Annotated in this window: 20 protein-coding genes; 9 read left to right on the top strand and 11 right to left on the bottom strand. The window is 62.6% G+C overall.

Going from position 1 to position 26,562, the window contains the following annotated elements; genetic code table 11:
- Window positions 1–114: 114 nt before the first annotated feature.
- Both clpP and tig read right to left on the bottom strand, forming a co-directional pair.
- Window positions 115–738, bottom strand: coding sequence for an ATP-dependent Clp endopeptidase proteolytic subunit ClpP (gene clpP / locus ACT5M9_RS21920; protein ID WP_005324106.1), 624 nt, complete (start codon window positions 736–738; stop codon window positions 115–117).
- Between the two features lie 86 nt (window positions 739–824).
- Entirely contained in the window at window positions 825–2,135 is a 1,311-nt protein-coding gene (gene tig / locus ACT5M9_RS21915) for a trigger factor (protein ID WP_457978891.1), read from the bottom strand.
- A gap of 430 nt (window positions 2,136–2,565) precedes the next feature.
- Here tig and ACT5M9_RS21910 point away from each other — a divergent pair, with 430 nt between their 5' ends.
- The gene (locus ACT5M9_RS21910; protein ID WP_438551247.1) at window positions 2,566–3,000 is read left to right on the top strand and encodes a YccF domain-containing protein; all 435 of its coding nucleotides are present in this window, start codon (window positions 2,566–2,568) and stop codon (window positions 2,998–3,000) included.
- Window positions 3,001–3,102: 102 nt separating this feature from the next.
- Window positions 3,103–3,693, top strand: a complete 591-nt coding sequence (yfbR, locus tag ACT5M9_RS21905; protein WP_457978893.1) for a 5'-deoxynucleotidase — start codon at window positions 3,103–3,105, stop codon at window positions 3,691–3,693.
- Between the two features lie 133 nt (window positions 3,694–3,826).
- Here yfbR and lolE read toward each other — a convergent pair whose 3' ends face one another.
- The 3 genes from lolE to ACT5M9_RS21890 are packed head-to-tail and all read right to left on the bottom strand — an operon-like array spanning window position 3,827 to window position 7,057.
- Complete coding sequence (gene lolE, locus ACT5M9_RS21900; protein ID WP_457978895.1) at window positions 3,827–5,068, bottom strand: lipoprotein-releasing ABC transporter permease subunit LolE; 1,242 nt, start codon at window positions 5,066–5,068, stop codon at window positions 3,827–3,829.
- On the bottom strand, window positions 5,068–5,781 hold the full coding sequence (lolD, locus tag ACT5M9_RS21895) for a lipoprotein-releasing ABC transporter ATP-binding protein LolD (RefSeq protein WP_457978897.1): 714 nt from the start codon (window positions 5,779–5,781) through the stop codon (window positions 5,068–5,070). Before lolD ends, lolE begins: the two co-directional genes overlap by 1 nt.
- A gap of 40 nt (window positions 5,782–5,821) precedes the next feature.
- The gene (locus tag ACT5M9_RS21890) at window positions 5,822–7,057 is read right to left on the bottom strand and encodes a lipoprotein-releasing ABC transporter permease subunit (RefSeq protein WP_457978899.1); all 1,236 of its coding nucleotides are present in this window, start codon (window positions 7,055–7,057) and stop codon (window positions 5,822–5,824) included.
- Between the two features lie 76 nt (window positions 7,058–7,133).
- Here ACT5M9_RS21890 and ACT5M9_RS21885 point away from each other — a divergent pair, with 76 nt between their 5' ends.
- Complete coding sequence (locus tag ACT5M9_RS21885; RefSeq protein ID WP_457978900.1) at window positions 7,134–7,709, top strand: PilZ domain-containing protein; 576 nt, start codon at window positions 7,134–7,136, stop codon at window positions 7,707–7,709.
- 48 nt (window positions 7,710–7,757) lie between these two features.
- Window positions 7,758–11,213, top strand: coding sequence for a transcription-repair coupling factor (gene mfd, locus ACT5M9_RS21880; protein ID WP_457980569.1), 3,456 nt, complete (start codon window positions 7,758–7,760; stop codon window positions 11,211–11,213).
- Window positions 11,214–11,415: 202 nt separating this feature from the next.
- Here mfd and fbp read toward each other — a convergent pair whose 3' ends face one another.
- Entirely contained in the window at window positions 11,416–12,450 is a 1,035-nt protein-coding gene (fbp, locus tag ACT5M9_RS21875) for a class 1 fructose-bisphosphatase (RefSeq protein WP_457978902.1), read from the bottom strand.
- 373 nt (window positions 12,451–12,823) lie between these two features.
- Here fbp and ACT5M9_RS21870 point away from each other — a divergent pair, with 373 nt between their 5' ends.
- Entirely contained in the window at window positions 12,824–14,440 is a 1,617-nt protein-coding gene (locus tag ACT5M9_RS21870; RefSeq protein ID WP_457978903.1) for a peptide ABC transporter substrate-binding protein, read from the top strand.
- 65 nt (window positions 14,441–14,505) lie between these two features.
- Here the strand turns inward: ACT5M9_RS21870 and ACT5M9_RS21865 are convergent, their stop codons facing one another.
- The 3 genes from ACT5M9_RS21865 to sixA all read right to left on the bottom strand — a co-directional run bounded on the left by ACT5M9_RS21865 (window position 14,506) and on the right by sixA (window position 16,446).
- Window positions 14,506–15,426 carry a DMT family transporter gene (locus ACT5M9_RS21865; RefSeq protein ID WP_457978905.1) on the bottom strand — a complete coding sequence of 307 codons (921 nt, stop codon included), beginning with the start codon at window positions 15,424–15,426 and terminating at the stop codon, window positions 14,506–14,508.
- A gap of 212 nt (window positions 15,427–15,638) precedes the next feature.
- Entirely contained in the window at window positions 15,639–15,845 is a 207-nt protein-coding gene (gene ytfK / locus ACT5M9_RS21860; protein ID WP_349922445.1) for a stringent response modulator YtfK, read from the bottom strand.
- A gap of 133 nt (window positions 15,846–15,978) precedes the next feature.
- Window positions 15,979–16,446 (bottom strand): phosphohistidine phosphatase SixA, encoded by a 468-nt coding sequence (gene sixA / locus ACT5M9_RS21855; protein WP_457978907.1) that lies wholly within the window; start codon window positions 16,444–16,446, stop codon window positions 15,979–15,981.
- 161 nt (window positions 16,447–16,607) lie between these two features.
- On the opposite strand from sixA, the gene ACT5M9_RS21850 reads away from it, so the two are divergent.
- A complete protein-coding gene (locus ACT5M9_RS21850) occupies window positions 16,608–19,382 on the top strand; it encodes an insulinase family protein (RefSeq protein WP_457978909.1) in 2,775 nt (924 codons plus the stop codon).
- Between the two features lie 305 nt (window positions 19,383–19,687).
- On the opposite strand, the gene ACT5M9_RS21845 is transcribed toward ACT5M9_RS21850, so the two are convergent.
- Together ACT5M9_RS21845 and ACT5M9_RS21840 are read right to left on the bottom strand one after the other, a co-directional pair.
- Entirely contained in the window at window positions 19,688–20,335 is a 648-nt protein-coding gene (locus ACT5M9_RS21845; RefSeq protein ID WP_457978911.1) for a thiopurine S-methyltransferase, read from the bottom strand.
- A gap of 205 nt (window positions 20,336–20,540) precedes the next feature.
- Window positions 20,541–21,887, bottom strand: a complete 1,347-nt coding sequence (locus ACT5M9_RS21840; RefSeq protein WP_457978913.1) for a leucine-rich repeat-containing protein kinase family protein — start codon at window positions 21,885–21,887, stop codon at window positions 20,541–20,543.
- Window positions 21,888–22,182: 295 nt separating this feature from the next.
- Between ACT5M9_RS21840 and ACT5M9_RS21835 the strand changes: the two genes are divergently transcribed.
- The 3 genes from ACT5M9_RS21835 (at window position 22,183) to ACT5M9_RS21825 (ending at window position 26,537) form a co-directional block, all read left to right on the top strand.
- Window positions 22,183–22,947, top strand: coding sequence for an SDR family oxidoreductase (locus tag ACT5M9_RS21835; protein WP_457978915.1), 765 nt, complete (start codon window positions 22,183–22,185; stop codon window positions 22,945–22,947).
- A 59-nt stretch (window positions 22,948–23,006) separates the two neighbouring features.
- Complete coding sequence (locus ACT5M9_RS21830) at window positions 23,007–23,834, top strand: methylated-DNA--[protein]-cysteine S-methyltransferase (RefSeq protein ID WP_457978917.1); 828 nt, start codon at window positions 23,007–23,009, stop codon at window positions 23,832–23,834.
- Between the two features lie 447 nt (window positions 23,835–24,281).
- A complete protein-coding gene (locus tag ACT5M9_RS21825) occupies window positions 24,282–26,537 on the top strand; it encodes a M9 family metallopeptidase (RefSeq protein ID WP_457978919.1) in 2,256 nt (751 codons plus the stop codon).
- Window positions 26,538–26,562: the final 25 nt, after the last annotated feature.

The following is a 26,562-nucleotide window of genomic DNA, read 5'->3' as shown; positions in this document are numbered from 1 at the left end:
ATGGATATCGTCCTGCTGAGTTTACAACAGGACGGGGTACCCTGCTCAAGCACACCCGTCGGGGAAATCGTCACCCTGATGTACTCGAGTCGGCTTGACGGACCGGATCCGGACTCAGCCGCGCTGGCTCAGGATGCCGTCCACCAAGCCATAAGCCACGGCCTGCTCCGCCGACATGAAGTTGTCACGGTCGGTGTCGCGCTCAATGGTGGCCATGTCCTGACCGGTATGGAAGGCCAGACGATCGTTCAGGGTGTTCTTGATCTTCAGGATCTCCTGGGCATGGATCTGGATGTCGGATGCCTGGCCCTGGAAGCCGCCCAGCGGCTGGTGGATCATCACCCGGGCGTTCGGCAGGCAGAAGCGCTTGCCCTTGGCACCACCAGCCAGCAGGAAGGCGCCCATGGAGCAAGCCTGCCCCATGCAGACGGTGCTGACGTCCGGCTTGATGAACTGCATGGTGTCATAGATGGACATACCCGCGGTGACGGCGCCACCCGGCGAGTTGATGTAGATGCTGATGTCCTGATCCGGGTTCTCGGATTCGAGGAACAGCAATTGGGCCACCACCAGGTTCGCCATGTGATCCTCGACCTGACCGGTCAGGAAGATCACCCGCTCCTTGAGCAGACGGGAATAGATGTCGTAGGAACGCTCACCCTTGGCCGTTTGCTCTACCACCATAGGGATGAGCGCATTGCGTGGGGATTCAGTCACATCGTTATAGTTTTTGTACATAAGGCATTGTCCCTAAAATAAAATGGCCCGAGTGGAGATCACACGAGCCATTATACTTAACAGTTTTGACCTTAAGTCAAATGATCTTAGGCAGCGGCACCGGACTTGTTGATCACTTCGTCAAAGGCCACTTCTTTCTCGGTCACTTGGGCCTTGGACAGGATCAGGTCGATGGCTTGATCTTCAACCGCCAGATTGCGGACGCCGTTCAGCATCTGCTCGTTCTTCTGGTAGTACTCGATCACTTCCTTCGGATCTTCGTAAGCGGTGGCCATGGACTCGATGATGCTGGTCACACGGGCTTCGTCAGCCTTGATCTCGTTGGTGCGGATGACATCACCCAGCAGCAGACCAACGCGGACGCGGCGCTCGGCCTGAGCCTGGAACAGCTCGGCCGGCAGCTCGGGAGCGTTCCCGCCCTGGAAGCCGCCGAAGCGCTGCAGAGCCTGCTGACGCAGGGCATCGATTTCCTGGGCAACGGCGGCCTTCGGCAGATCGATCTGGTTGGCTTCAACCAGGCCGTTCAACACCTGCTCTTTCACGCTGTTTTTCAGGGCCTGGGCCAGTTCGCGCTCCATGTTCTTGCGCACTTCAGCCTTCAGTTCTTCCACCTTGCCGCTTTCGATGCCGAAACGCTTGACGAACTCTTCGGTCAGCTCAGGCAGCACCTGCTCTTCAACCTTGCTCAGCTTGGAGGCAAACTTGGCCGCCTTGCCTTTCAGGTTTTCGGCGTGGTAGTCAGCCGGGAAGGTCACATCGATGGTGAACTCGTCGCCCGCTTTCTTGCCCAGGATGGCGTCTTCGAAGCCAGGGATCATGCGGCCGGCGCCCAGTTCCAGTGCGAAGCCTTCGGCCTTGCCGCCGTCGAATTCTTCACCGTCGATGGAGCCCACGAAGTCCAGGGTCACACGCATGCCGTTGGCGGCGGCGGTGTCCACTTCGGACCAGGTGGCGTGCTGCTTGCGCAGGGTGTCGATCATGTTGGCCAGATCTTCATCCTTGACGGAAGCAACCGGCTTTTCGACCTTGATGCTCTCCAGACCGGCAACTTCAAACTCAGGGTACACTTCGAAAGTGGCGGTGAATTCGAAATCCTGGCCTTCCTTGATCTCTTTCGGATCCATGGTCGGCGCACCGGCCGGGCTCAGTTTGTTTTCGATGATGGCCTTGATGAAGTTGTTCTGCATCATTTCATCGGCAACGCGGGCGTGGGCCATGGCACCGAACATCTTCTTGATGATGGTTGCCGGTGCCTTGCCAGGACGGAAGCCGTCGATGCGACGAGTCTTGGCCAGGCCATTCAATTCTTTACGCACGGCAGCGTCAACGGTTGCAGCCGGTACAGTGATGGTAAGACGGCGTTCCAGACCCTGGGTTGTCTCTACAGAAACTTGCATTCTTTTACCTCGTTCAACTCAGCACTGCGTGCTGACCCTTTATTACCCCTGGGCAGATACCCGGAGTCTTCCTGTTTATAAAGACAACGACTGTCTTTGTGATGAGAAAATTTGACGCGACATTATAGCGGCGCACAGTGGTCGCGTCGAGCCGCACATCCCCCATCCGGGGCGCAGACGGCACAATTTGCGCAAGTCTGACCCCTATATGGGGAACTCTGGCCGCGAGTTCAAGCATCGACTGCGCAATAATTTGCACTGGCTCACTGTTTTGCCCCCAATGCCCCCTATTTTTCATTCAAATGGCCCCTGATCCCGCGCCGGCAAGGGGGGCTGCGACCCAAATTGTCCACCCTCTCCTCTCAGCCATTGCGTCCCGCGGTGGGGATCGCTATGGTGACAGCCAACTTATGAGTCTGGAGTGACCCAAATGACCTTTTTTCGCTTCTTGTTCAACCTGCTCTGGTTCCTGCTGGGAGGCGTCTTCATGGGACTGGCCTGGTGGCTGGCCGGGCTGCTCTGCTTCGTGTCGCTGATCGGGATCCCCTGGGGACGGGCCTGCTTCGTCATCGGCACCTTCACCTTCTTCCCGTTTGGCAAGCAGGCGGTGAGCCGCAAGGCCATGACGGGCCAGAGCGACATCGGCACCGGGGCGCTCGGCCTCATTGGCAACATCCTCTGGTTCCTGGTGATCGGGGTCTGGCTCGCCATCGGCCACATCGCCTCGGCCCTGGCCTGCTTCGTGACCATAGTGGGCATCCCCTTCGGCATCCAGCACTTGAAACTCGCCCTGATAGCCCTGGCCCCCATCGGTCAGATGGTGGTGACCAATCAGGAGGCCGAATCCGGCCGCTATATCCGCTGAGCGGACTTCATTCGCCGCTGGCGCATCACAAGCTATGCGGACCAGCAGAAAAAAGGGCAGACTAGGGTCTGCCCATTTTCATTGTCATTGTTCGAGGTCATCATGCTCCCCAGCCACTTCTTCGCCAACCTCGCCCGCATGCGGCTCATCTATCGCTGGCCCCTGATGCGCAACATCCAGCCGGAGAACATCGCCGAGCACAGCTTGCAGGTGGCCATGGTGGCCCATGCCCTCGGCGTCATCAGCAACCGGCTCTTCGGTGGTCAGAACGATGCCAACCGCGCCGCCGTCATGGCCCTCTACCACGACAGCAGCGAGGTACTGACCGGGGATCTGCCCACCCCGGTCAAGTACTTCAACCCCGAGATAGCCCGTGAATACAAGAAGATAGAGCTGGCCGCCGAGCAGCGCCTGCTGGGGATGCTGCCGCCTGAGCTGGTCGACGACTTTCGACCCCTGCTCGATTCGGCGGCGCAGGACGAGGCGCTGGCCCGGCTGGTGAAGGACGCGGACACCCTCTGCGCCTATACCAAGTGCCTGGAGGAGATTAACGCCGGCAACCGGGAGTTCGAGCCGGCCCGCAAGCGCCTCGAGCAGATGCTGGACGCCCGGATGAACCCCGCCATGCGTTACTTTATCGATGTGTTCGTGGCGAGTTTCTCACTGCCTCTCGATGAATTGAATGCCCATTGATACTGTCGACCATGAGTTCGGCATGATGTCGCCCCACTCCTTGCCCTGAAGGCAACCGAGCCAGATTTCCCGAGCACGAAAAAGGGCCCCGCAGGGCCCTTTATGTTATCGATAGATTGTCATCGACTGGATATCAGTGTCCCAGCTCCCGGGACGGCACCAGGGCGCTCGCTCGCCAGGCGGGATAGAGGGTCGCCACCAGGCTCATCAGGATGGCGGCGCTCGTCACTATCACCAGATCCTGCATGTGCAGCTCGGTGGGCAGGAAGTCGATGAAGTAGATGTCCGGGTTGAGGAAGCGGTGGCCGATCAGGGTCTCGACAAAGCCCAGGATCTGGGTCAGCTTGCTGGACAGCAGGCCGCCGAGCAGAGCCCCGAGCAGGGCCCCCGCCACCCCGTTCACCATGCCCTGGATGACGAAGGTGAGCCGGATCTGACCCGGGCTCGCCCCCATGGTCTTCAGGATGGCGATCTCGCTGCGCTTCTCGTTCACCGCCATCACCAGGGTGGAGACGATGTTGAAGCAGGCCACCGCCACCACCATCAGCATCACCACGTACATGACGGTGCGCACCATCTGGATGTCCTGATAGAGGTAGCCCTGGCGGCTCATCCAGCTGCTGATGTAGACGTAGTGCGGGAACTTGCTCGCCGCCGCCACCGTGATGGACTGCGCCTTGAGCACGTCGTTGACCTTGAGGCTGAAGCCCTCCACGTCCTTGCCCATGCCGGTGATGGCCTGGGCGTCGGCGAGATGCATGAAGCCGATGAGACCGTCCAGCTGGCCGCCGATCTCCATCAGTCCCACCACCTTGAGGGCTTCGCGCTTGGGATTCTTGATGCCGCTGGCATCTCCACCCTGAGGCAGCAGCAGGGCGACAGTGTCCCCTATCTTGACCCCCAGCTTGTCGGCTATAGTCTTGCCGAGGATCACCTCCTTCTCGCCGGGTTCCAGCTCACGCAGGCCGCGGCCCGTCATGTACTTGCCCGCATCCGACAGGTTCGCCTCGAGCTCCGGCAGCACGGCGCGCAGTTGTACCCCCTTGAGGGCAGAGCCGTGTTCCAGCAGGCCGTCCAGGCGGATCACCGGGGCCGCGGCCTCGATGCCGGGCTGGGCCAGCAGGTAATCCCGCAGCTTCGGCCAGTTAGGCAGCGGCGCCTCCATGCCGATGAGCTCGCCATGGGGCACCACGGAGAGCACCCGGTTCTTGAGCTCCCGCTCGAAACCGTTCATGGCGGAGAGCCCCAGGATCAGCGCCATCACCCCGAGGGCGATGCCGATGAGGGAGGAGGCCGAGATGAAGGCGATGAAGCCGTTGCGACGGCGAGAGCGACTGTAACGCAGGCCCAGAAACAGGGGCAGCGGCTTGAACATCAGGCGACCTCCGCCATGATGCCGCTCACCAGGGTCACCCGCCGGTGCAGCTTGGCGGCGAGGCTGAGATCATGGGTCACCACCACGAAGGCGGTGCCGAGCTCCCGGTTCAACTCGCAGAGCAGCTCGTAGACGGCGGTGGCGCTGGCGTGATCCAGGTTGCCGGTGGGCTCGTCCGCCAGCACCAGGCTCGGCTCGTTGACCAGGGCGCGGGCGATGGCCACCCGCTGGCGTTCCCCACCGGAGAGCTCGGAGGGCCTGTGGTTGAGGCGATGGGAGAGCCCCACCCGCCCCAGCATCCGGGTCGCCTTCTCGGCGGCGCTCGCCACCGACTCGCCGGCGATGAGCAGCGGCATGGCGGTGTTCTCGAGCGCGGTGAACTCGGCGAGCAGGTGGTGGAACTGATACACGAAGCCCAGCTCCTGATTGCGGAATCGCGCCTGGGTGCGGCTGTCCCAGTGATGGATGTCCTGCCCCTTGAACAGCACGGCGCCGCTGGAGGGATTATCCAGCGCCCCCATCAGGTGCAGCAGGGTGGTCTTGCCGGAGCCCGAGCTGCCCACCACCGCCAACATCTCGCCGGGGGCCACGGACAGGTCTATCCCCTTGAGTACCTGGGTCTCTAGGCTGCCCTCCTTGTAGACGTGGTTCAGGGCCTCACAGCGCAGCAGAGGTTCACGCGACGGATTATCGCGGGACAGGGACTCATTCATAAAAGGGGCTCCGCTTGGGGAAGTAATGACAGAAGAGAAATTATTCATAGCGCAGTGCCTCGGCCGGTTTCACTCGGGCCGCACGGGCCGCCGGGTACAAGGTGGCACTGAAACTCAGCAGCACGGCGCCTAGCAGGATGGTGATGACCTGAGCCGGTTCGACGATGACCGGCAGACCCGAACCACCGGCCGCCATGTAGAGGTTGAGCCCCACCGCATCGAGCAGAGGGTTGAGACCGAGGGACAGCCCCAGCCCCGCCAAGCCGCCGAACAGGGCGCCGATGACGCCGCTCGACGCCCCCAGCACCATGAAGATCTTGACGATGCCAGACTCGCTCATGCCCATGGTACGTAAAATGGCCACCTCCCCTTCCTTGTCGGTGACCACCATGACGAGGGCGGAGAGGATGTTGAAGGTGGCGACCGCGATGATGAGCACCAGCATCAGCCCCATCATGCGTTTCTCCATGGCCACCGCCTGGAACAGCTCACCCCGCTCCCGGCGCCAGTCCTGCCACTCCAGCCCGTCCGGCAGGGCGGTCTTGACAACCTGGTCGGCGGCGAAGGGATCGTCCAGCCAGAGGCGGATGCCGCCGACGGTGTCGTCCGGCAGGCGCAGCATGCGCTGAGCATCCCCCAGCGCAATGAGGGCGACCTGGCTGTCCACGTCGGCGCCGACTCCGAAGATGCCGGAGACGGTGAAGAGGCGCTGGGCCGGCACCCGGCCAAACGGCGTGAAGCGAGTGCCTTCGGTCAGAATGAGGCGCACCTCATCCCCGAGCGACACCTTGAGGCGGTTCGCGACCCCCTGCCCCAGCACGATGTGGTATTCACCGCGCTGCAGGCTGTCGAGGCGTCCCGCCAGCATCTGGGCGTGCAGGATGTCGTCCTTGGGCCAGAGCGCCGGATCTATGCCCTGCACGCTCACTCCGGTGAGCTGGCCAGGGCTCTGCAGCATGCCTTCGCTGTCGAGCATGGGGGCCTCGGCCACCACGTGGGGCAGCTTGGCCAGATCCGGCAGACCTTGCGGCTCCGCATCGATGCGCCCGGCAGGGTTGGTCAGCACCACGTGGGGGATCACCCCGAGGATGCGCCCCTTGAGTTGCCCCTCGAAACCGTTCATCACCGAGATGACCACCATCAGGGCGGCGACCCCGATGGCAATACCGAAGGTGGAAAACAGGGAGATAAAGGAGACGAAGCGATTACTGCGTCGCGAGCCTGCATAACGCAGGCCGATGGCCAGCGAGAGTGGCTGAAAAAGTCCAGTCTTCAAGGATATCTACGTTGCCAACAAAATAAGATACCGGATAATAAAGGGAAACCGTCTATGACAACAAGGGATAGCCTCCATGCAGGAACAGTTCTTCAGCGTCACCCATGCCACGCCGGTCAATGTGATCCCCATGCCGGCCGACTTTCACCTGCCGACGCTGGAGGCGCTGGACGCCGAACTGCCAGAGCCCTTTCGTATCGCCTCTGCCATCACCGCCATCGATCTCGTCAGCAGCCGGCTGCTGCGCAGCCAGAACGAGTCCATGCACGATCTCGTCGAAATCGTCAACCAGCAGTCCCGCAAGATCGACATGATCATGGGCTATGTGCTGGCGGTGCAGGATCACTCGGAACACCGCTTCCACACCCTGCGCTTCGGGGCGGGCAATCTCGTCTACCTGCACCCCCGTCAGGGCCACGGGGAGCCCCCCCGCCCCCATCAGATCGTGCGCCTCAAGATCTTCCTGCGGGAAGAGGCCTCCGCCGTCTACTGCTACGCCGAGGTCAAACACCTTGAAGCAGGAGAGCACGGCATCCAGGTGCTGCTCGACTATGTGCGGATCCGCGAGGATGACAGGGAGCTGCTGGTGCGTGCCAGCCTGCACGTGCAATCGAAGCAGCTCAAGCTGCGGGCCCAGGAGCGCCAGCGCTAATCACCGTCAACGCCTCACCGCCAACGTTAAAAGAATCGAACGATGCCAATGACAATCCCCGCCTTGCCCGCCAAAGCGGGCCAGAAGATAACCCTTGGCCAGCTGGTCGGCAGCAGCCTGGCGCTGGTCGCCGCCCGCCTCACCGCCGAGGCGGATCGCCCCGTCCTGCTGGTGACCGCCGATACCCCGAGCGCCCTGCGCCTCGAACAGGAACTGCAGTACCTGTTAGCCGATAAAGGCTGCCCCGTGCTGCTGTTCCCGGACTGGGAGACCCTGCCCTACGACACCTTCTCCCCCCATCAGGACATCATCTCCCAGCGCCTCGAGACCCTCTACAAGCTGCCGCAGATGAGCAGCGGGGTGCTGATCGTCCCCATCTCCACCCTGATGCTGCGCACCGCACCTCGTGTCTATCTCGACAAATACAGCCTGCTGGTGAAAGCGGGCCAGCGCCTCAACCTGCAACAGCTGCGGGGGCGTCTGGCCGAGGCGGGCTATGTGGCGGTGGAGCAGGTACTGGAGCACGGCGAGTTCGCCGCCCGCGGCTCCCTGCTGGATCTCTTCCCCATGGGCAGCGGCAACCCTTATCGCATCGACTTCTTCGACGACGAGGTGGACTCCATCCGCCCCTTCGATCCCGAGACCCAGCGCTCCAGCGAGCCGGTCAAGTCGGTGAGCCTGTTGCCCGCCCGGGAGTTTCCCACCGACGAGGGGGCCATCGAGCTGTTCCGGGGGCAATACCGGGAGCAGTTCGAGATCTCCCGCGCCGAGGGCTCCGTCTATCAGGAGGTAAGCAAGGGGCGTTGGCCCGCCGGCATCGAGTATTACCTGCCCCTCTTCTTCAACGAGACTGCCAGCCTGTTCGACCACCTGCCGACCAACACCCTGCTGCTGACGGTGGGGGAGATCTACCCCGCCGCCCAGCGCTTCTGGAACGATATCGGTCAGCGTTACGAGGACAGGCGCTGGGATAACACCCGCCCCCTGCTGCCCCCCCAGCAGATCTATCTGCCGGTGGAGCAACTGTTTGCGGCGCTGGGTCAATATGGCGCCGTGCGCCTGCAGCCGGAGGCCACCGACGGGAGCGCCGGCCAGCACAACCTGGCCACGGCCCCCCTGCCGGACCTGCAGCTCGATCACAGCAAGGAGCAGCCCCTGCTGGCGCTGGATCAGTTCCTGCAAGGCTTTGGCGGCCGCACCCTGTTTTCGGTGGAGTCCGAGGGGCGGCGGGAGGTATTGGGCGACTTGCTCGAACGCATCCAGGTGCAGCCCAAGGAGTTCCCCTCCCTCGAGGCCTTCGTGGCAAGCACGGCGCGCCATGGCCTGCTGGTCTGCCCGCTGGAGCGAGGCTTCTTGTTGCAGGAGGCGGGGCAGGAGGAGCTGGCCCTCGTCACCGAGGCCGAACTCCTCGGCGGCAAGATCCGAAGCCGTCGCGCCCGGGACAAGAGCAAGAACCTGAGCTCGGATGCGGTCATTCGCAACCTGGGCGAGCTGACCCAGGGCCAGCCCGTGGTGCACCTGGATCACGGGGTCGGCCGCTATCAGGGGCTCGAGACCATAGATGCCGGCGGCCTGCCCACCGAGTTCCTGACCCTGGAATACGCCGGTGGCGACAAGCTGTTCGTGCCGGTCACCAGTCTGCATCTCATCAGCCGCTACACGGGGTCCGACAACCCGCCCAGCCACAAGCTCGGCGGCGAGGCCTGGACCAAGGCGCGGCGCAAGGCGGCAGAGAAGATCCGCGACGTGGCGGCTGAGCTGCTGGATGTCTACGCCCTGCGGGCGGCCCGTCACGGCTTTGCCTTCAAGCACGATAGAGAAGCCTATCGCCAGTTTGCCGCCGGTTTCCCATTCGAGGAGACCGAAGATCAGCTCAACGCCATCAATGCGGTGCTCGGCGACATGTGCCAGGCCAAGAGCATGGACCGGCTGGTGTGCGGCGACGTGGGCTTTGGCAAGACGGAGGTGGCCATGCGGGCGGCCTTCGTGGCGGTGCACGGCGGCAAGCAGGTGGCCGTGCTGGTGCCCACCACCCTCTTGGCCCAGCAGCACTACGACAACTTCCGGGATCGCTTCGCGAACTGGCCGGTTCGGGTCGAGGTGCTGAGCCGCTTCCGCTCCGCCAAGGAGCAGACCGCCGTGCTCAAGGAGCTGGCGGAGGGCAAGGTGGACATCATCATCGGCACCCACAAGCTGCTGGGCTCGGATCTCCTGTTCAAAGATTTGGGGCTGCTTATCGTCGATGAGGAGCACAGATTCGGGGTGCGCCAGAAGGAGAAGATCAAGGCGCTGCGGGCCGACGTGGACATCCTCACTCTCACGGCAACACCTATTCCGCGCACCCTCAACATGGCCATGTCCGGCATGCGGGATCTCTCCATCATCGCCACCCCGCCCGCCAAGCGGCTCGCCATCAAGACCTTCGTGCGCCAGCAGGAGCCTGCGGTCACCCGGGAGGCTGTGCTGCGGGAGCTCAAACGGGGCGGCCAGGTCTACTACCTGCACAACGACGTGGAGAGCATAGAGCAGTGCGCGGCGGACCTGGCCACCCTGGTGCCGGAGGCGCGCATCGGCATCGCCCACGGCCAGATGCGCGAGCGGGAGCTCGAGCGGGTGATGTCGGACTTCTACCACCAGCGCTTCAACCTGCTGGTATGCACCACCATCATAGAGACCGGCATCGACGTGCCGAGCGCCAACACCATCATCATGGACCGGGCGGATCACTTGGGATTGGCCCAGTTGCACCAGCTGCGGGGCCGGGTCGGCCGCTCCCACCACCAGGCCTATGCCTATCTGCTCACCCCCCATCCCAAGCTGATGACCAAGGACGCCGCCAAGCGCCTCGACGCCATCGCCTCCCTGGAGGATCTCGGTGCGGGCTTCGCGCTCGCCACCCACGATCTGGAGATCCGCGGTGCCGGCGAGCTGCTCGGGGACGATCAGAGCGGCCAGATCGAATCCATCGGCTTCACCCTCTACATGGAGCTGCTGGAGCAGGCGGTGGAGGCGCTGAAACACGGCAAGGAACCGTCCCTGGATCAGCTGATGAGCCAGCACACCGAGGTGGAGCTGCGCCTGCCCGCCCTCTTGCCGGACGACTACATCCCGGATGTCAACATGCGCCTGTCCATGTACAAGCGCATCGCTAGCGCCAAGGATGAGCAGGAGCTGCGGGAACTGAAGGTGGAGCTGATCGACCGCTTCGGCCTGCTGCCGGAGGCGACCAAGACGCTGATGGAGATAGCGGCCTTCCGCCAGCGGGCAACGGCCCTTGGTATCCGTCGGGTGGAGATGAGCGATCGCGGTGGTTATCTCGACTTCAGCCAGGAGACCAAGGTCAACCCGACCTATCTGGTAAAACTGCTCTCCGAGCAGCCACGTATCTATAAAATGGATGGACCGACCCGCTTGCGCTTCCAGGTACCGAACCAGGACAGGGCCATGCGGCTGAAACTGGTGGATTCCCTGTTGGCGGACCTAGCCAAGCACACCCTGCCCTGATGGAGTCGGCGCTCTGCGGTGCGTCTCGACGGGTTTTGTCCCCGACAGGCGCCACCACGGGAACATAAGCCACGAGTGTCACGACGGATGACCACAACAAAAAAACGGGAGCCCTGAGGCTCCCGTTTCTTTATCTGCGTATTTTCTGGCGGCTATCCGCAGTCTCCTGGCTGGCGATGATGGGCAGAGCCCGGCGCCAGACTCAGCCCTGCTTGGCCGGATCCTCGTGGGCGGAGAACTCCCGCATGAAGGCCTCGGCCCTGTCCACCATCTTGGTGGAGCCAACGAAGTAGGGGGTGCGCTGGTGCAGGGCCGTGGGCTGGATGTCCATGATGCGGCCGAAGCCGTCTGAGGCCTTGCCGCCGGCCTGCTCCACCAGGAAGGCCATGGGGTTGCACTCATAGAGCAGGCGCAGCTTGCCGTTCGGGGAGTTGGTGCCGGACGGATAGATGTAGATGCCGCCCTTGAGCAGGTTGCGGTGGAAATCCGACACCAGTGAGCCGATGTAGCGGGAGGTGTAGGGTCTGTGGGTCGCCTCGTCCCGCTCCTGGCAATATTTGAGGTACTTCTTCACCCCGTCCGGGAACTTGATGTAGTTGCCTTCGTTGATGGAGTAGATCTTGCCCTCCTCCGGGATGCGGATATTTTCGTGGGAGAGGCAGAAGCAGCCGATGGAGGGATCGTAGGTGAAGCCGTTGACCCCGAAACCGGTGGTGTAGACCAGCATGGTGGAGGAGCCGTACACAACGTAACCGGCGGCGACCTGGCGGTTGCCCGGCTGCAGGAAGTCTTCCAGAGTCACACCGGCTCCCGGGGTGCTGACCCGGCGATAGATGGAGAAGATGGTCCCGACCGAGACGTTGACGTCGATGTTGGAGGAGCCGTCGAGGGGGTCTATCAGCACCACGTACTTGGAGTGGCGGGAGAGCTCGGAATCGAAGGAGACGAAGTCCTCCTCCTCTTCGGAGGCCATACCACACACCTCGCCCCGGGCCTCCAGCGCCGCCTTGAAGCGCTCGTTGGCGTAGACGTCCAGCTTCTGCTGTACCTCACCCTGCACGTTTTCGGCCCCCATGGAGCCGATGATGTCCGCCAGCCCCGCCTTGTTGATCTCCCGGTTCACCACCTTGGCAGCCAGGCGGATGGAGCTGAGCAAGGAGGTCAGCTCGCCGGTTGCGGTCGGGTAGTCCGCCTGCTTTTTGACGATGAACTCGCCCATGGTGATCATGTTTCGCATTCTTCTTCCTTTAGGATCGTTTTCGTTGGCCTTGAAAACGTTTGCAAGCATCGACAAAAAAAGTGCCGATCCTCGGCTGCGTTGTTTTGTAACCCAATGTAACGTTTGTTTTTTGTTTTTGCAGCGAATTAAGACGGTGTATAAATCGCCAGTTCACGCCAGAAAATGGCGCCGCAGCGGGAGAAAAGTGGTACCGGCCGGCCTCTTTCGCCATCTTAATTCGTAACAATAATCCAACCCCTTCTTCACCCTGCCTCAGGCCCCTCCCCATTCGGGAACAGGCAGACGGGGCCCACGGATCCCCCCTTGAGATCTCGCCATCAATCCCGCACACTGGCTTGGCTTTGGAAGCAAAAAAACATAAGGATATTCAATGAAAAGGACACTCATTGCCGGCACGGTTGCCGCCCTGATCTCCCTCCCCGCCCTGGCGGCCCAGGTACCGGCCGGTACCAAGTTGCTGCCGGCAGAACAGCAAACCTTCATCCGCAACATAGCTACCGAACCCGCCTCCATCGATCCCCAGATGGTGGAAGAGAGCTCTGGCAGCGAGATCGTCAACGATCTGTTCGAGGGACTCTACACCCTGGACGGGAACGGCAAGCTGAAACTCGCCGGCGCGCTCAGTTACGAACTCGATCCCACGGGCACCGTCTACACCTTCAAGCTGAGGCCCGACGCCAAGTGGTCAAACGGCGAGCCGGTAACGGCGGCGGACTACGTCTATGGCTGGCAGCGGGCGGCGGATCCCAAGAACGCCTCCAACTACGCCTGGTTCATCGAGCTGACCGGGGTCACCCACGCCAGCGAAGTGGTGCAGGGCAAGGCCAAGCCCGATGCCCTCGGCATCAAGGCCCTGGACCCCCTCACCCTGCAGATCACCCTGAAAAACCCGGTTCCCTTCTTCTTGAAGACCCTCTCCCACTACACCACCTTCCCGGCGCCGAAGGCGACCATAGAAAAGTACGGCAATGACTGGGTCAAGCCGGGCAACATCGTCTCCAACGGCGCCTTCGTGCTGAAAGAGTGGACCCCGAACGAACGGCTCATCTCCGAGCGCAACCCCCACTACTGGGACAATGCCCACACTGTGCTGAACAAGGTGGTCTATCTGGAGATAGTGTCCGAGACCGCCGCCTTCAACCGCTACCGGGCTAGCGAGCTGCACTACACCACCTATCCGCTGGAGCAGTACAAGCAGATCAAGAACCAGAGCCCCGAGGAGCTGGTCAGCGCGCCCCTGCTCTCCACCTATTACTATGTGTTCAACACCCAGCGCAAACCCTTCGACAACCCCAAGGTGCGCAAGGCGCTCTCCTTGGCCATCGACCGAGACACCATCACCGAGAAGATCCTGGGCCAGGGACAGATCTCCGCCTTCAGCCTGACACCGCCGAGCGTGGACGGGTTTGAGCTCAAGCAACCGGCCAGCGAGCTGATGAGCAAGGAAGAGCGGATCAAGGCGGCCAAGGCCCTGCTGGCCGAGGCTGGTTACGGCCCGAACAAGCCGCTGGATGTGGATATCCTCTACAACACCAACGAGGGGCACAAGAAGATAGCCCTGGCCATCGCCTCCATGTGGAAACACAACCTGGGGGTCAAGGCCGAGCTCAACAACATGGAGTGGAAGACCATGGTGTCGGCCCTCAACGAGGGGGACTTCGGGGTGAGCCGCTATGCCTGGAACGGGGACTACAACGACGCCTCCACCTTCCTCGACATCATGACCTCCAGCAGCAGCGCCAACAGCGGCAAGTGGGTCAACAAGGAGTACGACACCCTGCTGGCCAAGGCCCACGACTCCCAGGATCCCACCGAGCGCAATCGGTTCTATCAGCAGGCGGAAGCCCTGATCGATGCGGAGGCCCCCATAGCCCCTGTCTATTTCTATGTGAAGTCCCGGCTGCTCAAGCCCTTCGTCAAGGGCTACCCCTATCACAACCCGCAGGATCTGGTCTATTCCAAAGACCTCTATCTGACGGCCCAGTGATCCGGCCCCGAAGACGCAAAGACCGCCCCATCGGCGGTCTTTTTTTATCGCGGTTTGCGGTTGTCTCAATCCTCGGGGCAGCCCGCCACGGCCAGCCTGGTGCGGCGCCGCAGGATAACGGGCTTGACCAGCAACTGCGCCAGCAAGACCCCCACCAGCGTCATGCCGCCGCCGATCAGGTGGTAACTGGTGAGCCGCTCCCCCAGCCAGCTGATGGCCAGGGCCGCCGTCATCACCGGCAGCAGGTTCATGAAGATGGCGGTGCGGCTCGCCCCCAGCAGCGCAATCCCCTGCATCCAGAGCCAGGGGGAGAGGGCCGAGGTGGGGATCCCCGCATAGAGGATGAGCCAGAGCGCGCGGCCATCCGGCCATTGTCCGTCCACCAGCAGGTAGAAGGGGGTGAGGAACAGGAGGCTGCACAGCACCTGGCCGTAGAACAGGGTCCAGCTGCTCAACCCCAGCTCCCAGCGCTTGAGCAGCACGCAGTAGAGCGCATAGGTGGCCGCCGACAACAGCATGTAGACGTAGCCGATGTGAATGCCCTGGATGAAGAGCCGGGAGGGATCCCCCTGCCCCAGCAGGATAGTCAATCCGAGTATGGAGATGACGCCCCCAAGCAGGGCCCCCCAGGTCGGGCGTTCGCGCAGCAACCAGATGCTGAGCATCACCGTCATCAGGGGGGTCAGCCCCATCATGAGGCCAATCTCGGTGGCTCCCAGGGTCTGGGCGGCGTAATAGCCGAAGGTCTGGTTCAACACCATGCCGAGCAGGGCCAGCATGGCGAGTTTATAGAAACCGGCGCGCAGCCGGGTGCGCTCTCGCCAGGCCCTGTGGGCCAGGAAGGGGGTCAGTATGACGGCCGCCACCACCCAGCGCGACCAGGCGAGGGCCGCCGGTGAGAGCACCCCCACCGCCAGCTTGCTGACGATGCTGTTGCCGGCCCAGATGGCCATGCAGGAGAAGGGAAATAAAAAGGCAAGGGGCATCGCTAAATCCAGAGAAAGACAGCGGGTATTTTGCGGGAGTATAGAGAGGCAAACAGGATAAGCAAGCGCCATCGAGAGGGGCGGAACAAGTCACCGCAAATCGGCAACAAAGCGCATCACATTGCGTTGCAAAGGGGGGTCAGTCAGACCCTGAAAGCAATCATGCCCGCACGAGGGCGGGCATGAGGGGGATCGTCATCCGGGCGTCTGTGTCACGCCGCATCCATGTGCAGCCGCGAGATCAGCTCGTTGACCTCGAGCACCGTCTGGCGATGGGGAATGTCGGCCGCCATGGGCATCAATAACAGGCCTGACTGGAAATCGAAGCGCCCCCTGCCGTGGATGTAGATCCGTCCCTTGAAGAAGGTTTTGACATGTTTTGCCACCATCAGCGGCAGGTATTTCTTGAACACTCTCATCGTTTGCAACCTCTTGCAGTTGTATCCGTATGACAGCAGCTCCTGCGAAATAATTCCGTCAAATTTATATAAAATTCCGGAAAAATCGCCCATCTCTTCCCTAAAAAACCATTTTGTAACTTATTATTAACTTTTAGCGTATTGTATGCGGACCTTCCAACCAGAGCAATACCCCCTTGTCATCTTGCCACTCGATACAGGCCATGCCGGAGGTGGCAAACATGGGGGCACCCGCCGCCGGGCAGAGGCTCTGCACCAGATAACCCACCAGCGGCAGATGGCTGACCATCAGGATGTTGTCATGGCGCGTCGCCAGTGCCGTGAGGTAGCTCGCCACCATGGCCGGGTCCCCGTACGGGGTGATATCGCCGCTCTCCTCGACGCTCTGCGCCTTTGGCAGCTCGGGGGCGATGGCTTGCCAGGTCTGTCTGGCCCTCAGATAGTTGCTATGAATGACCAGACTCAAAGGACCCGTCAATTGGGGAGCCAGCCAGCGAGCCATATGAATAGACTCGTCACGGCCCTGTTCGGTCAAGGGACGCTGTTCATCCGTTTTTGCATTCATGCCAGCCTGGCCATGACGCATGATGTAGATCTTCATTACAACCTCGCCCAGGGGGCCTGTTTAAATAGCGGGGGGATCTTACCCCGCCATGCCGGGGGAAACAATTGCGCTACCTCTCAGAAAAGGGTTTGCCTCACAAGATAGCGGGGTCGATAATCATGTTTAAATTCAAATAAATTCACCGCGAGTCAGCCCACATGAGCCCACATGCCAGTCCCAACGACCATAGGCGGTATCACTATCTGGAGCTGGCAAACCGGCTCAGGGTCCTGCTGATCTGCGATCCCGATACCGACAAGTCCGCCGCCTCCCTGGCCGTCAACACAGGCCACTTCGACGACCCCGTCGACCGTCAGGGGATGGCCCATTTCCTCGAGCACATGCTGTTCCTCGGCACCCAGACCTACCCCAAGCCCGGGGAATATCAGCAGTTCATGAGCCGCCACGGGGGCAGCAACAACGCCTGGACCGGTACCGAGTTCACCAACTTCTTCTTCGACATCGACAACGGCTTCTTCGAGGCGGGGCTGGATCGCTTCTCCCAGTTCTTCATCTGCCCCACCTTCGCCACCGAATGGGTCGACAAGGAGCGCAACGCGGTCGACTCCGAATATCGCCTCAAGCTGCAGGACGACGTGCGCCGCAGCTATCAGGTACATAAAGAGACCATCAATCCCACCCATCCCTTCTCCAAGTTCTCGGTGGGCAACCTGGATACCCTGGCCGATCTGCCCGGCCGGGATCTGAGATCCGACCTCGTTGCTTTCTACGAATCTCACTACAGCGCGGATCGCATGGGGCTGGTGATGATCTCTCCCGAACCCATCGAGACCCAGATCCGCTGGAGTGAGCACTACTTCGGCCCCATTCTGGATCGCAACCTGGGCACCCCCACCCTCTCCGAGCCCCTCTATCGCCTCGACGATCTCGGTATCCGCATCCAGATAAAGCCGGTCAAGGAGACCCGCAAGCTGGGGCTGACCTTCCCCCTGCCGAGCGTGGACGCCTACTACGACAAGAAGCCCCTCACGTTTTTAAGCCACCTCATCGGCTATGAAGGTGACGGCAGTCTGCTCTCCCTGCTCAAGGGCAAGGGCTGGGTCAATCAGCTCGCCGCCGGCGGCGGCGTCAGCGGCAGCAACTTCAAGGATTTCGGGGTGAGCTTCGGCCTCACCCCCCTCGGCCTCGAGCACGTGAACGAGATCATCGAGGCCCTGTTTGGTTATCTCAAACTCATCGAACGTGACGGTCTGCAGGCCTGGCGCTACGACGAGAAGCGCAGCGTGCTGGAATCCGCCTTCCGCTTCCAGGAGCGGGGCCGGGCACTGGACACCGTCTCCGGCCTGGTGCTTAACCTCTTCAGCTATGCCCCGGACGATCTGCTCTACGGCGACTACATGATGCGGGAATATGACGAGGCGCTGATCCGCCGCTTCCTCGCCAAGCTCACCCCCCACAACCTGCGCATGACGGTGCAGGCCCCCGAGGTGAGCACGGACCGCCTCGCCCGCTGGTATCAGACCCCCTACGGCGTCGCCCCCATCCCGGAGGCCCAGAAGATCCGCTGGCAGCAGAGCGAGCCGGAGCCAGGCCTGCATCTGCCGGCCCCCAACCCCTTCATCAGCAACCGGTTGGATACCCGCACGCCTGCCCTGCCCGCCGACATGCCCGCCTGCCTGGTGGACAGACCCGGCTTTCGACTCTGGCACCTGCACGAGCACCTGTTCGGGGTGCCCAAGGGCAACCTCTATATCTCCATCGACAGCGAGCATGCGGTGCGCAGCCCACGCCACATCGCCATGGCACGCCTCGCGGTGGAGCTGCTCCAGGATCACCTCAACGCCCTCACCTACCCGGCGGAGCTGGCCGGGCTCGGCTACCAGATCTATGCCCACCAGGGGGGCTTTACCATCAACATGAGCGGTTTTGCCGACAAGCAGCCCCTGCTGCTCGATATGATCCTCGGCAACCGCACCTTGGGCTACCCAGATCCGGCCCGCTTCAGCGAAATCAAGGAGCAGCTCATCCGCAACTGGGAGAATCAGTCCAAGACCCGCCCCATCTCCCAGCTGTTCAACCAGCTCACCAGCCTGCTGCAGCCCAACAACCCGCCGTTCGAGCAGTTGTTGCGCCACCTCAGGACCATAGAGCTCGGCGAGATGCCCGACTTCGTCGCCCAGCTGTTTGCCAACGTGCACGTGGAAACCCTGGTGCACGGGGACTGGGACGTGACAGAGGCGCTCGAACTCGCCGCCTTGCTGGAGCGCCACCTCGGTGACAACAGTCAGCCCAGCGCCGAGACGCGCCGCCCCCTCATCTCCATCCAGGACAGGGGCACCCTCATTCGCGAGCAGGGCTGCGAGCACGAAGACTCGGCGCTCCTGGTCTACTACCAGTCCCGCACCGTGCGGGCGAGGGATCTCGCCTGCTTCACCCTGGCCAACCACATCATGTCCTCCACCTTCTTCCACGAGCTGCGCACCCGCCAGCAGCTCGGCTACGTGGTGGGGGCCGGCAACCTGCCCCTCAATCGCCATCCCGGCCTCATCTTCTATATCCAGTCGCCGGTGGCGGGGCCGCAGATCCTGCTGGATGCGGTGGAGGAGTTTATCGACCTCTTCCCGCTCGCCATGCTGGAGTTCACCGAGCGGCAGTGGCAGGACAGCAAGGCGGGCCTGCAGGCCCAGCTCAGCGAGCGAGACGCCAACCTGCGCAGCCGTGGCCAGCGGCTCTGGGTCAGCATCGGCAACAAGGATCTCGGGTTCGATCAGCGGGAACGGGTCTGCGAGGAGGTGGGGAATCTGAGCCGCGCCGATCTGGTGCGCTTTATCACCCAGTTGCGCTCCCGCACCTCGGACAGACTGATCCTCTGCAGCTATGGCCAGGGCCACGAGCACGACGAGCGGATCACCGGTCAGTTCATCGACGATCCCCGGGCGTTTCGCCTCGCCGCCGCCACCTTTGAGGCGTAATCGCCTCTCTTCCTCGCCTCGTGTGAAAAACGCAGGTAATAAAAAGCCGACCCCTGAGGGTCGGCTGGAAATACCATTAGCAATTGCGACCTGAGCCGCCAAAAGTGAACATGAGCGTGAAAATCAGACACTGAGCCGATGACGGATCAGGCGATGAAAACCAGAGCACGCCGACCGAAACCTGACAGTGATTGAGAAACAGGCTCATCTTAGACAGAGCCTCTGCCCATCACGTTGATCTACGTCAAAGGAGGTAAAAAGAGTCACCTCCTCCCCGCAAGCCCCTTCAGAATCGCGCCATGGGATCAGCCCCGGCGCGTCAGCCGGTAGGCCACCTCGTCAAAGTAGGAGAGCTGACCGCTCTGCACTCTGGGGTGTTCCTGTTCGCTCGCCCGTCCCAATACTTCCACCGCGAAATCCCGCTCGAACAGGTGGCGCACCTCCATCTCCCCCACCGAGAACGGCGGCTGCTTCTGCTGCTCCGGCTGATACTCCAGGGTCACCAGCAGGATCTGCCCCGCTGGCGCCATCAGGCGGCTCATCAGCTCGGCATACTGGCGGCGCATGGCGGCCGGCAGCGCGATCAGGGCCGCCCTGTCATAGGCCAGTCGGTACTGGCGACCCAGCATGGGAGCCGCGAAGAAATCCCCCTGATGGATGCGCAGGCTCTCATGCTGATGGCAGCGGTAGGGGCCGACCTCGGTCACCGTCTCGGCCAGCCGGTTTTCACTGAAAAACTGCTCGATGGCGAGCTCGGAGAGCTCGAAGCCATCGACGGGATGCCCCTGCCCGCTCAGCCAGAGCATGTCGCTGGACTTGCCGCACAGGGGTACCAGCACGGTGTCCTCCCCTCCCCCGGCGGACCAGCCGACCGGCAACCAGGGGTTGACGTCCGCCTGATGGAAGCCTATCCGGTTCTCTTCCCACTTCTGATGCCAAAACGCCGCTTCCATCCTGTCTCTCTCGTCATCTGCAATGATGCATCAATATCACAACTTCACCGGGGCGGTGCAAGCCTTGTCGACCCAGGCCTGCCCATTTAATGGAGTCATCGCCGGCAGCATGATATGTACATTTCATTCATTTTTTCAGGTGTGTTTGACTACCAATTAGCCACCTTGCAACGCTTTCTCTGCAGGACTTATCACCCGCAGCCGTTTATGCCAGCAGTGGCGCCATCTCGACCCTCAACGACTGCTGGATCTGACCAAGTCGGGCACCTATCCCGGCAAAGCTGGGCCTCAGGGCCGCTTCCGGGGCCTGGCATTCGTTCGCCAGTCGATGGAGTGCCTCGCTCTGGGCCACTCGCGCCGGGCACAAGGCCAGCAGCTCTTCCAACAGGCAGCCGAAGGCGCGCACCTCCAGCCGCTCCAACCCGGCAGACAGCACAGGGTCTGCCGGCGAATAGCAGGAGGCGGCGCCAAAGTCCCCGAGCAGCACGGCCCCCTCCCCGTCGTGGAGCAGGTTGTGGCCGTAGAGATCCCCGTGCATCACCCCCAGCCGGTGCAGATGGGCAGCGGCCGAGGCGACTTCCGTGGCCATGGCGAGCGCGGCCGGCAGCGAGAGCACGAGCCCCTCGGGATAGATATCCCGGGTGCAAGAATCAAGGCTCGGCGGTCCCGCCAGATTCTGCATATGAGGGCTGATCAGGGTCATCCCGAGCGCCGGGATCCCCGAGGGGTGATCGCCGACCCGCCCCATCACCCCGATCAGCGCCGCATGCTGACCCGCCGCCAGGGCGGCCTTCATCTCGGCCGCCGGCAGGCCGTCGCTGGTCACGGCGCCCTTGAACAGCTTGAGGGCCAACTCCACTGGCTGACCCGCTGCGGGGTGCCAGACCGCCTTGTGGATGGCGCCGGATGCCCCCTGCCCCAACAAGGCGCCCACTTCGAGCTCCTGCCAGGGGATATCGGCGACCGGGTTCGCTCTCTTGGGCTCCCAGCCGTCGGCGAAGGGATTGCCCGCATAGGCGAGCCAGGCGAGGCGCGGCAAGGCAAGCAGCCAGGCGGGAAATGCCGTAATCCGGTTCGCGGCGATGCGCAGCAACTCGAGGCGTTGACAGTGGGCTAGGCTCGCGGGAAGCTCGGTCAGGCGGTTGCCCGCCAGCATCAGCTTTTGCAGAGAGGTGCATTGACCCAGCTCATCAGGCAGGCGCTCGATGGCGTTGTCAGTCAGGATCAACCAGCGCAGCCTCTCGGGCAGCGCCTTGGGAGATACCACTTCGATCCGGTTTGCCTTGAAGCCCACCATGGTGAGCGCGGGGCAGCGCCCCAGCACCTCGGGCAGTTCAGTGAAGTTGTTCTCGGAGCAGAAGATGATGCGCAGTTTCGTGCACTCGGCCAGCTCGTCCGGCAGCGAGCTCAGCTGGTTGCCGGTGAGATCCAGCACCTCCAGTGTCTCTTTGAGGCTCAAGATCTCGGGGGGGAAAACCGCCAGGTTTTCAGAGAGTTTGAGGTGACGGGCGCCGTTCAAGGAGCCTGCGCGCAGCTGTTCCAGGGTATGCATGGCAATGTCTCTATCGGGGCGGCCTGCCGTCAGTCGTGGTGACACAGGCCATCTGCACCGCCGGGCAGGCCCGGCAGTCATTAAAGGAGGGGCATTATAAAGAACTGGCGCCAGAGTTCGCCTGTTTTGTTGCAGATGGGTGCCATATCGCCGCCGAACGCGGTTCCCAAGGGGCTAGCGACACCGGTAAAGAGAGCAAGATCCGGGTCGCTCCGGCCCCGGTTTGTCGCCATAGTGGGTTCGAACAGACCCAATATAGCGCGCAAACTGCGCCAACCAACCCGAGGGATCCGCCATGCCCATGTTGTCAGATAAAGTCGCCATCATCACGGGTGCCAGCTCCGGCATCGGCCGCGCCAGCGCCATCCTGTTTGCCCAGGAAGGGGCCAAGGTTGTCGTCGGGGCAAGACGCCAGCCTGAGCTCGACCTGCTGGTAGAGGAGATCCGCCACGGCGGAGGTCAGGCAATAAGCCTCGCGGGGGATGTCAAAAACGAGGCCTATGCCAGAACCCTGGTGGAGCTCGCGATTGAACACTTCGGGGGACTGGATATCGCCTTCAACAACGCAGGTACCACGGGGACGCCGGGCAGCGTGCAGGAGCTGGAATTGGCCCAGTGGCAGGAGACCCTGGATACCAACCTCACCAGCGCCTTTGTAGGGGCCAAGTACCAGATCCCCGCCATGCTGGCCCGTGGCGGCGGCTCCCTCATCTTTACCTCCACCTTCGTCGGCCATACCCTGGGGCTGCCCGGCATGGCGGCCTATGCCGCCAGCAAGGCCGGGCTGATGGGCCTGACCCAGGTGCTGGCCGCCGAGTATGGGGCGCAAGGGGTGCGGGTCAACGCCCTGTTGCCGGGGGGCACCGACACCCCCATGGGGCGGGCCTTTACCAATACCCCGGAGAGTCTGGCCTTTGTGCAGAATATGCATGCCCTCAAACGGCTTGCCCAACCGGAGGAGATAGCCCGCTCGGCCCTCTATCTCGCGTCCGATGCATCGAGCTTTACCACCGGCATTGCCCTGCTGGCCGATGGTGGGGTATCTATCTGTCGTACATGACCTTGTCGCACCTGAATTTGCCGCACCTGAACCTGCGCCCCCTAACGTGAGAGCACTTTATGTCAGACTATGCACGCATCGCCGATGCCATCACCTTTATCGCAAACCGGGTGGAGCGCCAGCCCAGCCTGGAGGAGATAGCGGCACACACTCATTTGAGCCCCTTTCACTTCCAGCGGCTCTTCAGCCGCTGGGCCGGGGTGACGCCTAAGCGCTATTTGCAGGTGCTGACCCTGGAGCGGGCCAAGGCGCTGCTGCATGAGTCGCGCTCCCTGCTGGAGGTGGCCGATACCCTGGGCCTTAGCAGCGGCTCTCGGCTCTACGATCACTTCGTGCAGCTCGAGGCGGTGACGCCTGGTGAGTACAAACAGCAGGGAGCCGGGCTCGTCATCGAGCACGGCGTGCACGACACCCCTTTCGGCCAGGCGTTCGTCGCCCTGACCCCAAGAGGGGTATGCAACTTCTCGTTTCTGGATAACAAGGCGCAGGACGTGCCGCTGGCCGCCCTCGCCCAGCACTGGCCAGAGGCAGAGCTTAGGGAGGCGCCATCACGCACTCAGGGGGTCATCCACACCATGTTCGATGGCGCCAAGGCGCCGGATCGCCCCATCTCCTTGCACGTGAGCGGCACCAACTTCCAGATCAGCGTCTGGCGGGCGCTGCTGCAGATCCCACCTGCCAGGGTGGTGAGTTACGCCCAGGTAGCGAGCGCCATCGGCAACCCCAAGGCCGCCCGCGCCGTGGGGCTGGCGGTGGGTGCCAACCCCGTCGCCTTCGTCATCCCTTGCCATCGCGTCATCCAGCAAAGCGGCAAACTCGGCGGCTATCACTGGGGGGAGACCCGCAAACAGGCGATACACGCCTGGGAAGCGGCGAGATATGAATGAGCACAGCCCTTGAGGCACGGCCTGTTATGGGAGCAACAGGGCTGTAGGTTGTACGGCTGCGGACCATCAGGCAGTGCCGGACAAGTGTTCAGCGATGTAAAGGGAGGGGGGCATCAGAAGAGGCGGAGCGCAGATCGCCCCTTTTGTTACCTTGGTTTGGTCGCGCGGTAATTAACAATCCTGTCCATGTTATTTCCTGATGGTGAGGGGGCGTCCAAATCTTCCCGCATCTGCGGATCCCTATGATGGGGTGCAGCCTGCCCACACCAGATGGCGAAGGCATGCTCGGGCGAAGCGTTTTTGGCAAATTGCGCCGTCAAGGCGCAGGGATATGCCAATACGGGTGGAGGGACTCTCTGCCACATTAGGTGTCCCGGACCGGCGCAGGGAGGCGCCAGCGGCGTGACTACACCGGCACGGGCATCTACCCCAACCATGGAGAGTCCTATGCTTGCATTAAAACCCCTGGCGTGGCTGTTGTTGGCTGGCTGGGCCACCGCCCAGGCCGCCACCGAGGCCCCCGTCTCCCTGCCCTCGCCCGCCATAATGCCGGCAGACCTGGCCGGCGCCGAGCACGGCCAGTCCCTCGCTACCCTGCCGGCGCCGCGGCTGCACCGCCTGCTGCCCCCGCCCGCCGCCCCCGAGCTGACGCAAGATCCCCACGCCCGGCGCGACCGAGAGCCCGACTGGCGCGCCCAGGCCCAGAGCCTGCTGGCCGAGGGGGGGGATTGCCGCGATCCGGCCGGCTTCCTCAACAAGTCCGGTGCGGCACTGGCCGACTACCTGGAGGGCCTGCCCGAGGTGCCGTGCACCTATGGCCTCTTCTCTCTCACGGCGGACGACGGCGCCCGCATCTATGACACCGCCAACCTGCTGGCGGTGGCCGAACGGTTGCAGGCGCGCGCCGCAGACTACCAGGGCAGCGGCCGTGGCCTCGCCAATCTGGTGCTCTATCTGCGCGCCGGCTACTACAACGCCATCGCCCGCGATCTCTATCCGGAGCCACCGTTCACGGTGCGCGACGCCATCCGGGTCGGCCTCGATCGGCTGCTGGACAACCCGGCCCTGTTCATCCCCAATCCGGACGCGGGTAGCACGATCGGGGAGAGCTTCACCCTGATGACCAATCTCCAGGATGAGGCCTATTACCTGCCGCGCCTCAAGCCCCTCATCGCCCGCTTCACCAATCGAGACGGACAGCCGAATGCCGCCGATGCCCTTAAGCACTGGGAGGTGGGGTCGGGTTACACCGGCCTGCTGACCGTCCTGTTCATGTCCCACTACCGAGCTGATGGGCGCGCCCTGGCCGAGCAAGACGGCAGCTACGCCGAGGCCCTGTTCGCCTTCGTGCAGGGCAACCAGGCAGCCCTGCTCGGCACCGACTACGCCTACCAGCTCACCGACAGCCTGAACGAGGCCCTGCGCTACATGCAGTATCCGGCCCACTTCGCCGCGTCGCGGACCAGGATCGAGCAGATCCTGGCGCAGAGCAGTCTGGATGGTCCCGGCGCCGATCTCTGGCTCGCGACCGCCAGTGCCGTGAAATACTATGACAATGCCCACTGTGCCGAGTACGGCACCTGTGACTTCGAGCAGCGGCTGGCCGACATCGTGCTGCCGATCCGCCACGAGTGCGGATCGACCCTGCGCATCCGAGCTCAGGATATGACGGAGCAGCAACTGACCGAGAGCTGTGCAGCCTTGGCCAACGAGGAGCAATACTTCCACCGCATGCTGAAGACCCAGAACCGGCCACTGCCGGGCGACGTCAACGACGCGCTGGAGGTGGTGGTGTTCGACGACTACGCCAACTACAGCCGCTACGCTGGCGTCATCTATGGCATCGCCACCGACAACGGCGGCATGTATCTGGAAGGTGAGCCCGACCAACCCGGCAACCAGGCGCGTTTCATCGCCCACGAAGCGTCCTGGCTGCGGCCCCGGTTCTCGGTGTGGAATCTGGAGCACGAGTATGTGCACTATCTGGATGGCCGTTTCAACATGGCTGGCAACTTCGCCCGTGCCATCAGCCAGCCCACCGTCTGGTGGATAGAAGGTCTGGCCGAGTATCTGTCCCTTGGCAACGACAACGCCAAGGCGATCGAGGCGGCCCAGGGCGGTGCCTATCCCCTGTCGACCATCTTCGGCAACACCTATGACATGAACGATTATGGGACCCGCGCCTACCGCTGGGGCTATATGGCGGTGCGTTACATGTTCGAACACCACAGGGACAGGGTGGACGATACCGTGGCCCAATTTCGCGCCGACGACTATGACGGCTACTGGTCGACCATGCAGGGTCTGACCTATGACGACGATTTCGCCGCCTGGGTGCAGACGGCCACCACGGCCGGCCAGCCGCCCGAGCCGGACTGCGGCTATCCCGACGATCAGATCATCGACGCGACCTGTGCCCGCACCGGTATCGCGTCGGATGACATCCGCTACTACTACGTCTTCGTTCCCCAGGGGACGACCCGGCTGACGGTGCAGACCCGAGGTGGCAGCGGCGACGCCAACCTCTATGTCATGCACCAAGGCTGGCCTAACCGGGACAGCTACGATCAGGGCTCGGTCAATGGCGGTAACGACGAGATAGTCACCATCCAGGCCCCCGAGGGCGGTACCTACTACCACATAGCGGTGGACGCCGGTGAACCCTACCGGGATCTGAGCCTCAGTGTAGTGTTGGCTCAATAGATGGGTACGACGCGCCGCACCGGCG

It is taken from the genome of Aeromonas sp. AE23HZ002T15 (genome assembly GCF_054165525.2).
Note: the sequence above shows the minus strand (reverse complement) of the source record. Positions and strands in the feature narration are given on the sequence as shown.

Excerpts from the sequence above, each read along its gene's own strand:
- mfd (WP_457980569.1), top strand. The coding sequence starts at position 7,758 with ATGACAATCCCCGCCTTGCCCGCCAAAGCGGGCCAGAAGATAACCCTT.
- ACT5M9_RS21835 (WP_457978915.1), top strand. The coding sequence starts at position 22,183 with ATGCCCATGTTGTCAGATAAAGTCGCCATCATCACGGGTGCCAGCTCC.
- ytfK (WP_349922445.1), bottom strand. The coding sequence starts at position 15,845 with ATGAGAGTGTTCAAGAAATACCTGCCGCTGATGGTGGCAAAACATGTC.
- ACT5M9_RS21865 (WP_457978905.1), bottom strand. The coding sequence starts at position 15,426 with ATGCCCCTTGCCTTTTTATTTCCCTTCTCCTGCATGGCCATCTGGGCC.
- clpP (WP_005324106.1), bottom strand. The coding sequence starts at position 738 with ATGTACAAAAACTATAACGATGTGACTGAATCCCCACGCAATGCGCTC.
- ACT5M9_RS21850 (WP_457978909.1), top strand. The coding sequence starts at position 16,608 with ATGAGCCCACATGCCAGTCCCAACGACCATAGGCGGTATCACTATCTG.
- ACT5M9_RS21870 (WP_457978903.1), top strand. The coding sequence starts at position 12,824 with ATGAAAAGGACACTCATTGCCGGCACGGTTGCCGCCCTGATCTCCCTC.
- ACT5M9_RS21840 (WP_457978913.1), bottom strand. The coding sequence starts at position 21,887 with ATGCATACCCTGGAACAGCTGCGCGCAGGCTCCTTGAACGGCGCCCGT.
- lolD (WP_457978897.1), bottom strand. The coding sequence starts at position 5,781 with ATGAATGAGTCCCTGTCCCGCGATAATCCGTCGCGTGAACCTCTGCTG.
- sixA (WP_457978907.1), bottom strand. The coding sequence starts at position 16,446 with ATGAAGATCTACATCATGCGTCATGGCCAGGCTGGCATGAATGCAAAA.
- tig (WP_457978891.1), bottom strand. The coding sequence starts at position 2,135 with ATGCAAGTTTCTGTAGAGACAACCCAGGGTCTGGAACGCCGTCTTACC.
- lolE (WP_457978895.1), bottom strand. The coding sequence starts at position 5,068 with ATGTTCAAGCCGCTGCCCCTGTTTCTGGGCCTGCGTTACAGTCGCTCT.
- fbp (WP_457978902.1), bottom strand. The coding sequence starts at position 12,450 with ATGCGAAACATGATCACCATGGGCGAGTTCATCGTCAAAAAGCAGGCG.
- ACT5M9_RS21830 (WP_457978917.1), top strand. The coding sequence starts at position 23,007 with ATGTCAGACTATGCACGCATCGCCGATGCCATCACCTTTATCGCAAAC.
- ACT5M9_RS21825 (WP_457978919.1), top strand. The coding sequence starts at position 24,282 with ATGCTTGCATTAAAACCCCTGGCGTGGCTGTTGTTGGCTGGCTGGGCC.
- ACT5M9_RS21845 (WP_457978911.1), bottom strand. The coding sequence starts at position 20,335 with ATGGAAGCGGCGTTTTGGCATCAGAAGTGGGAAGAGAACCGGATAGGC.
- yfbR (WP_457978893.1), top strand. The coding sequence starts at position 3,103 with ATGCTCCCCAGCCACTTCTTCGCCAACCTCGCCCGCATGCGGCTCATC.
- ACT5M9_RS21885 (WP_457978900.1), top strand. The coding sequence starts at position 7,134 with ATGCAGGAACAGTTCTTCAGCGTCACCCATGCCACGCCGGTCAATGTG.
- ACT5M9_RS21910 (WP_438551247.1), top strand. The coding sequence starts at position 2,566 with ATGACCTTTTTTCGCTTCTTGTTCAACCTGCTCTGGTTCCTGCTGGGA.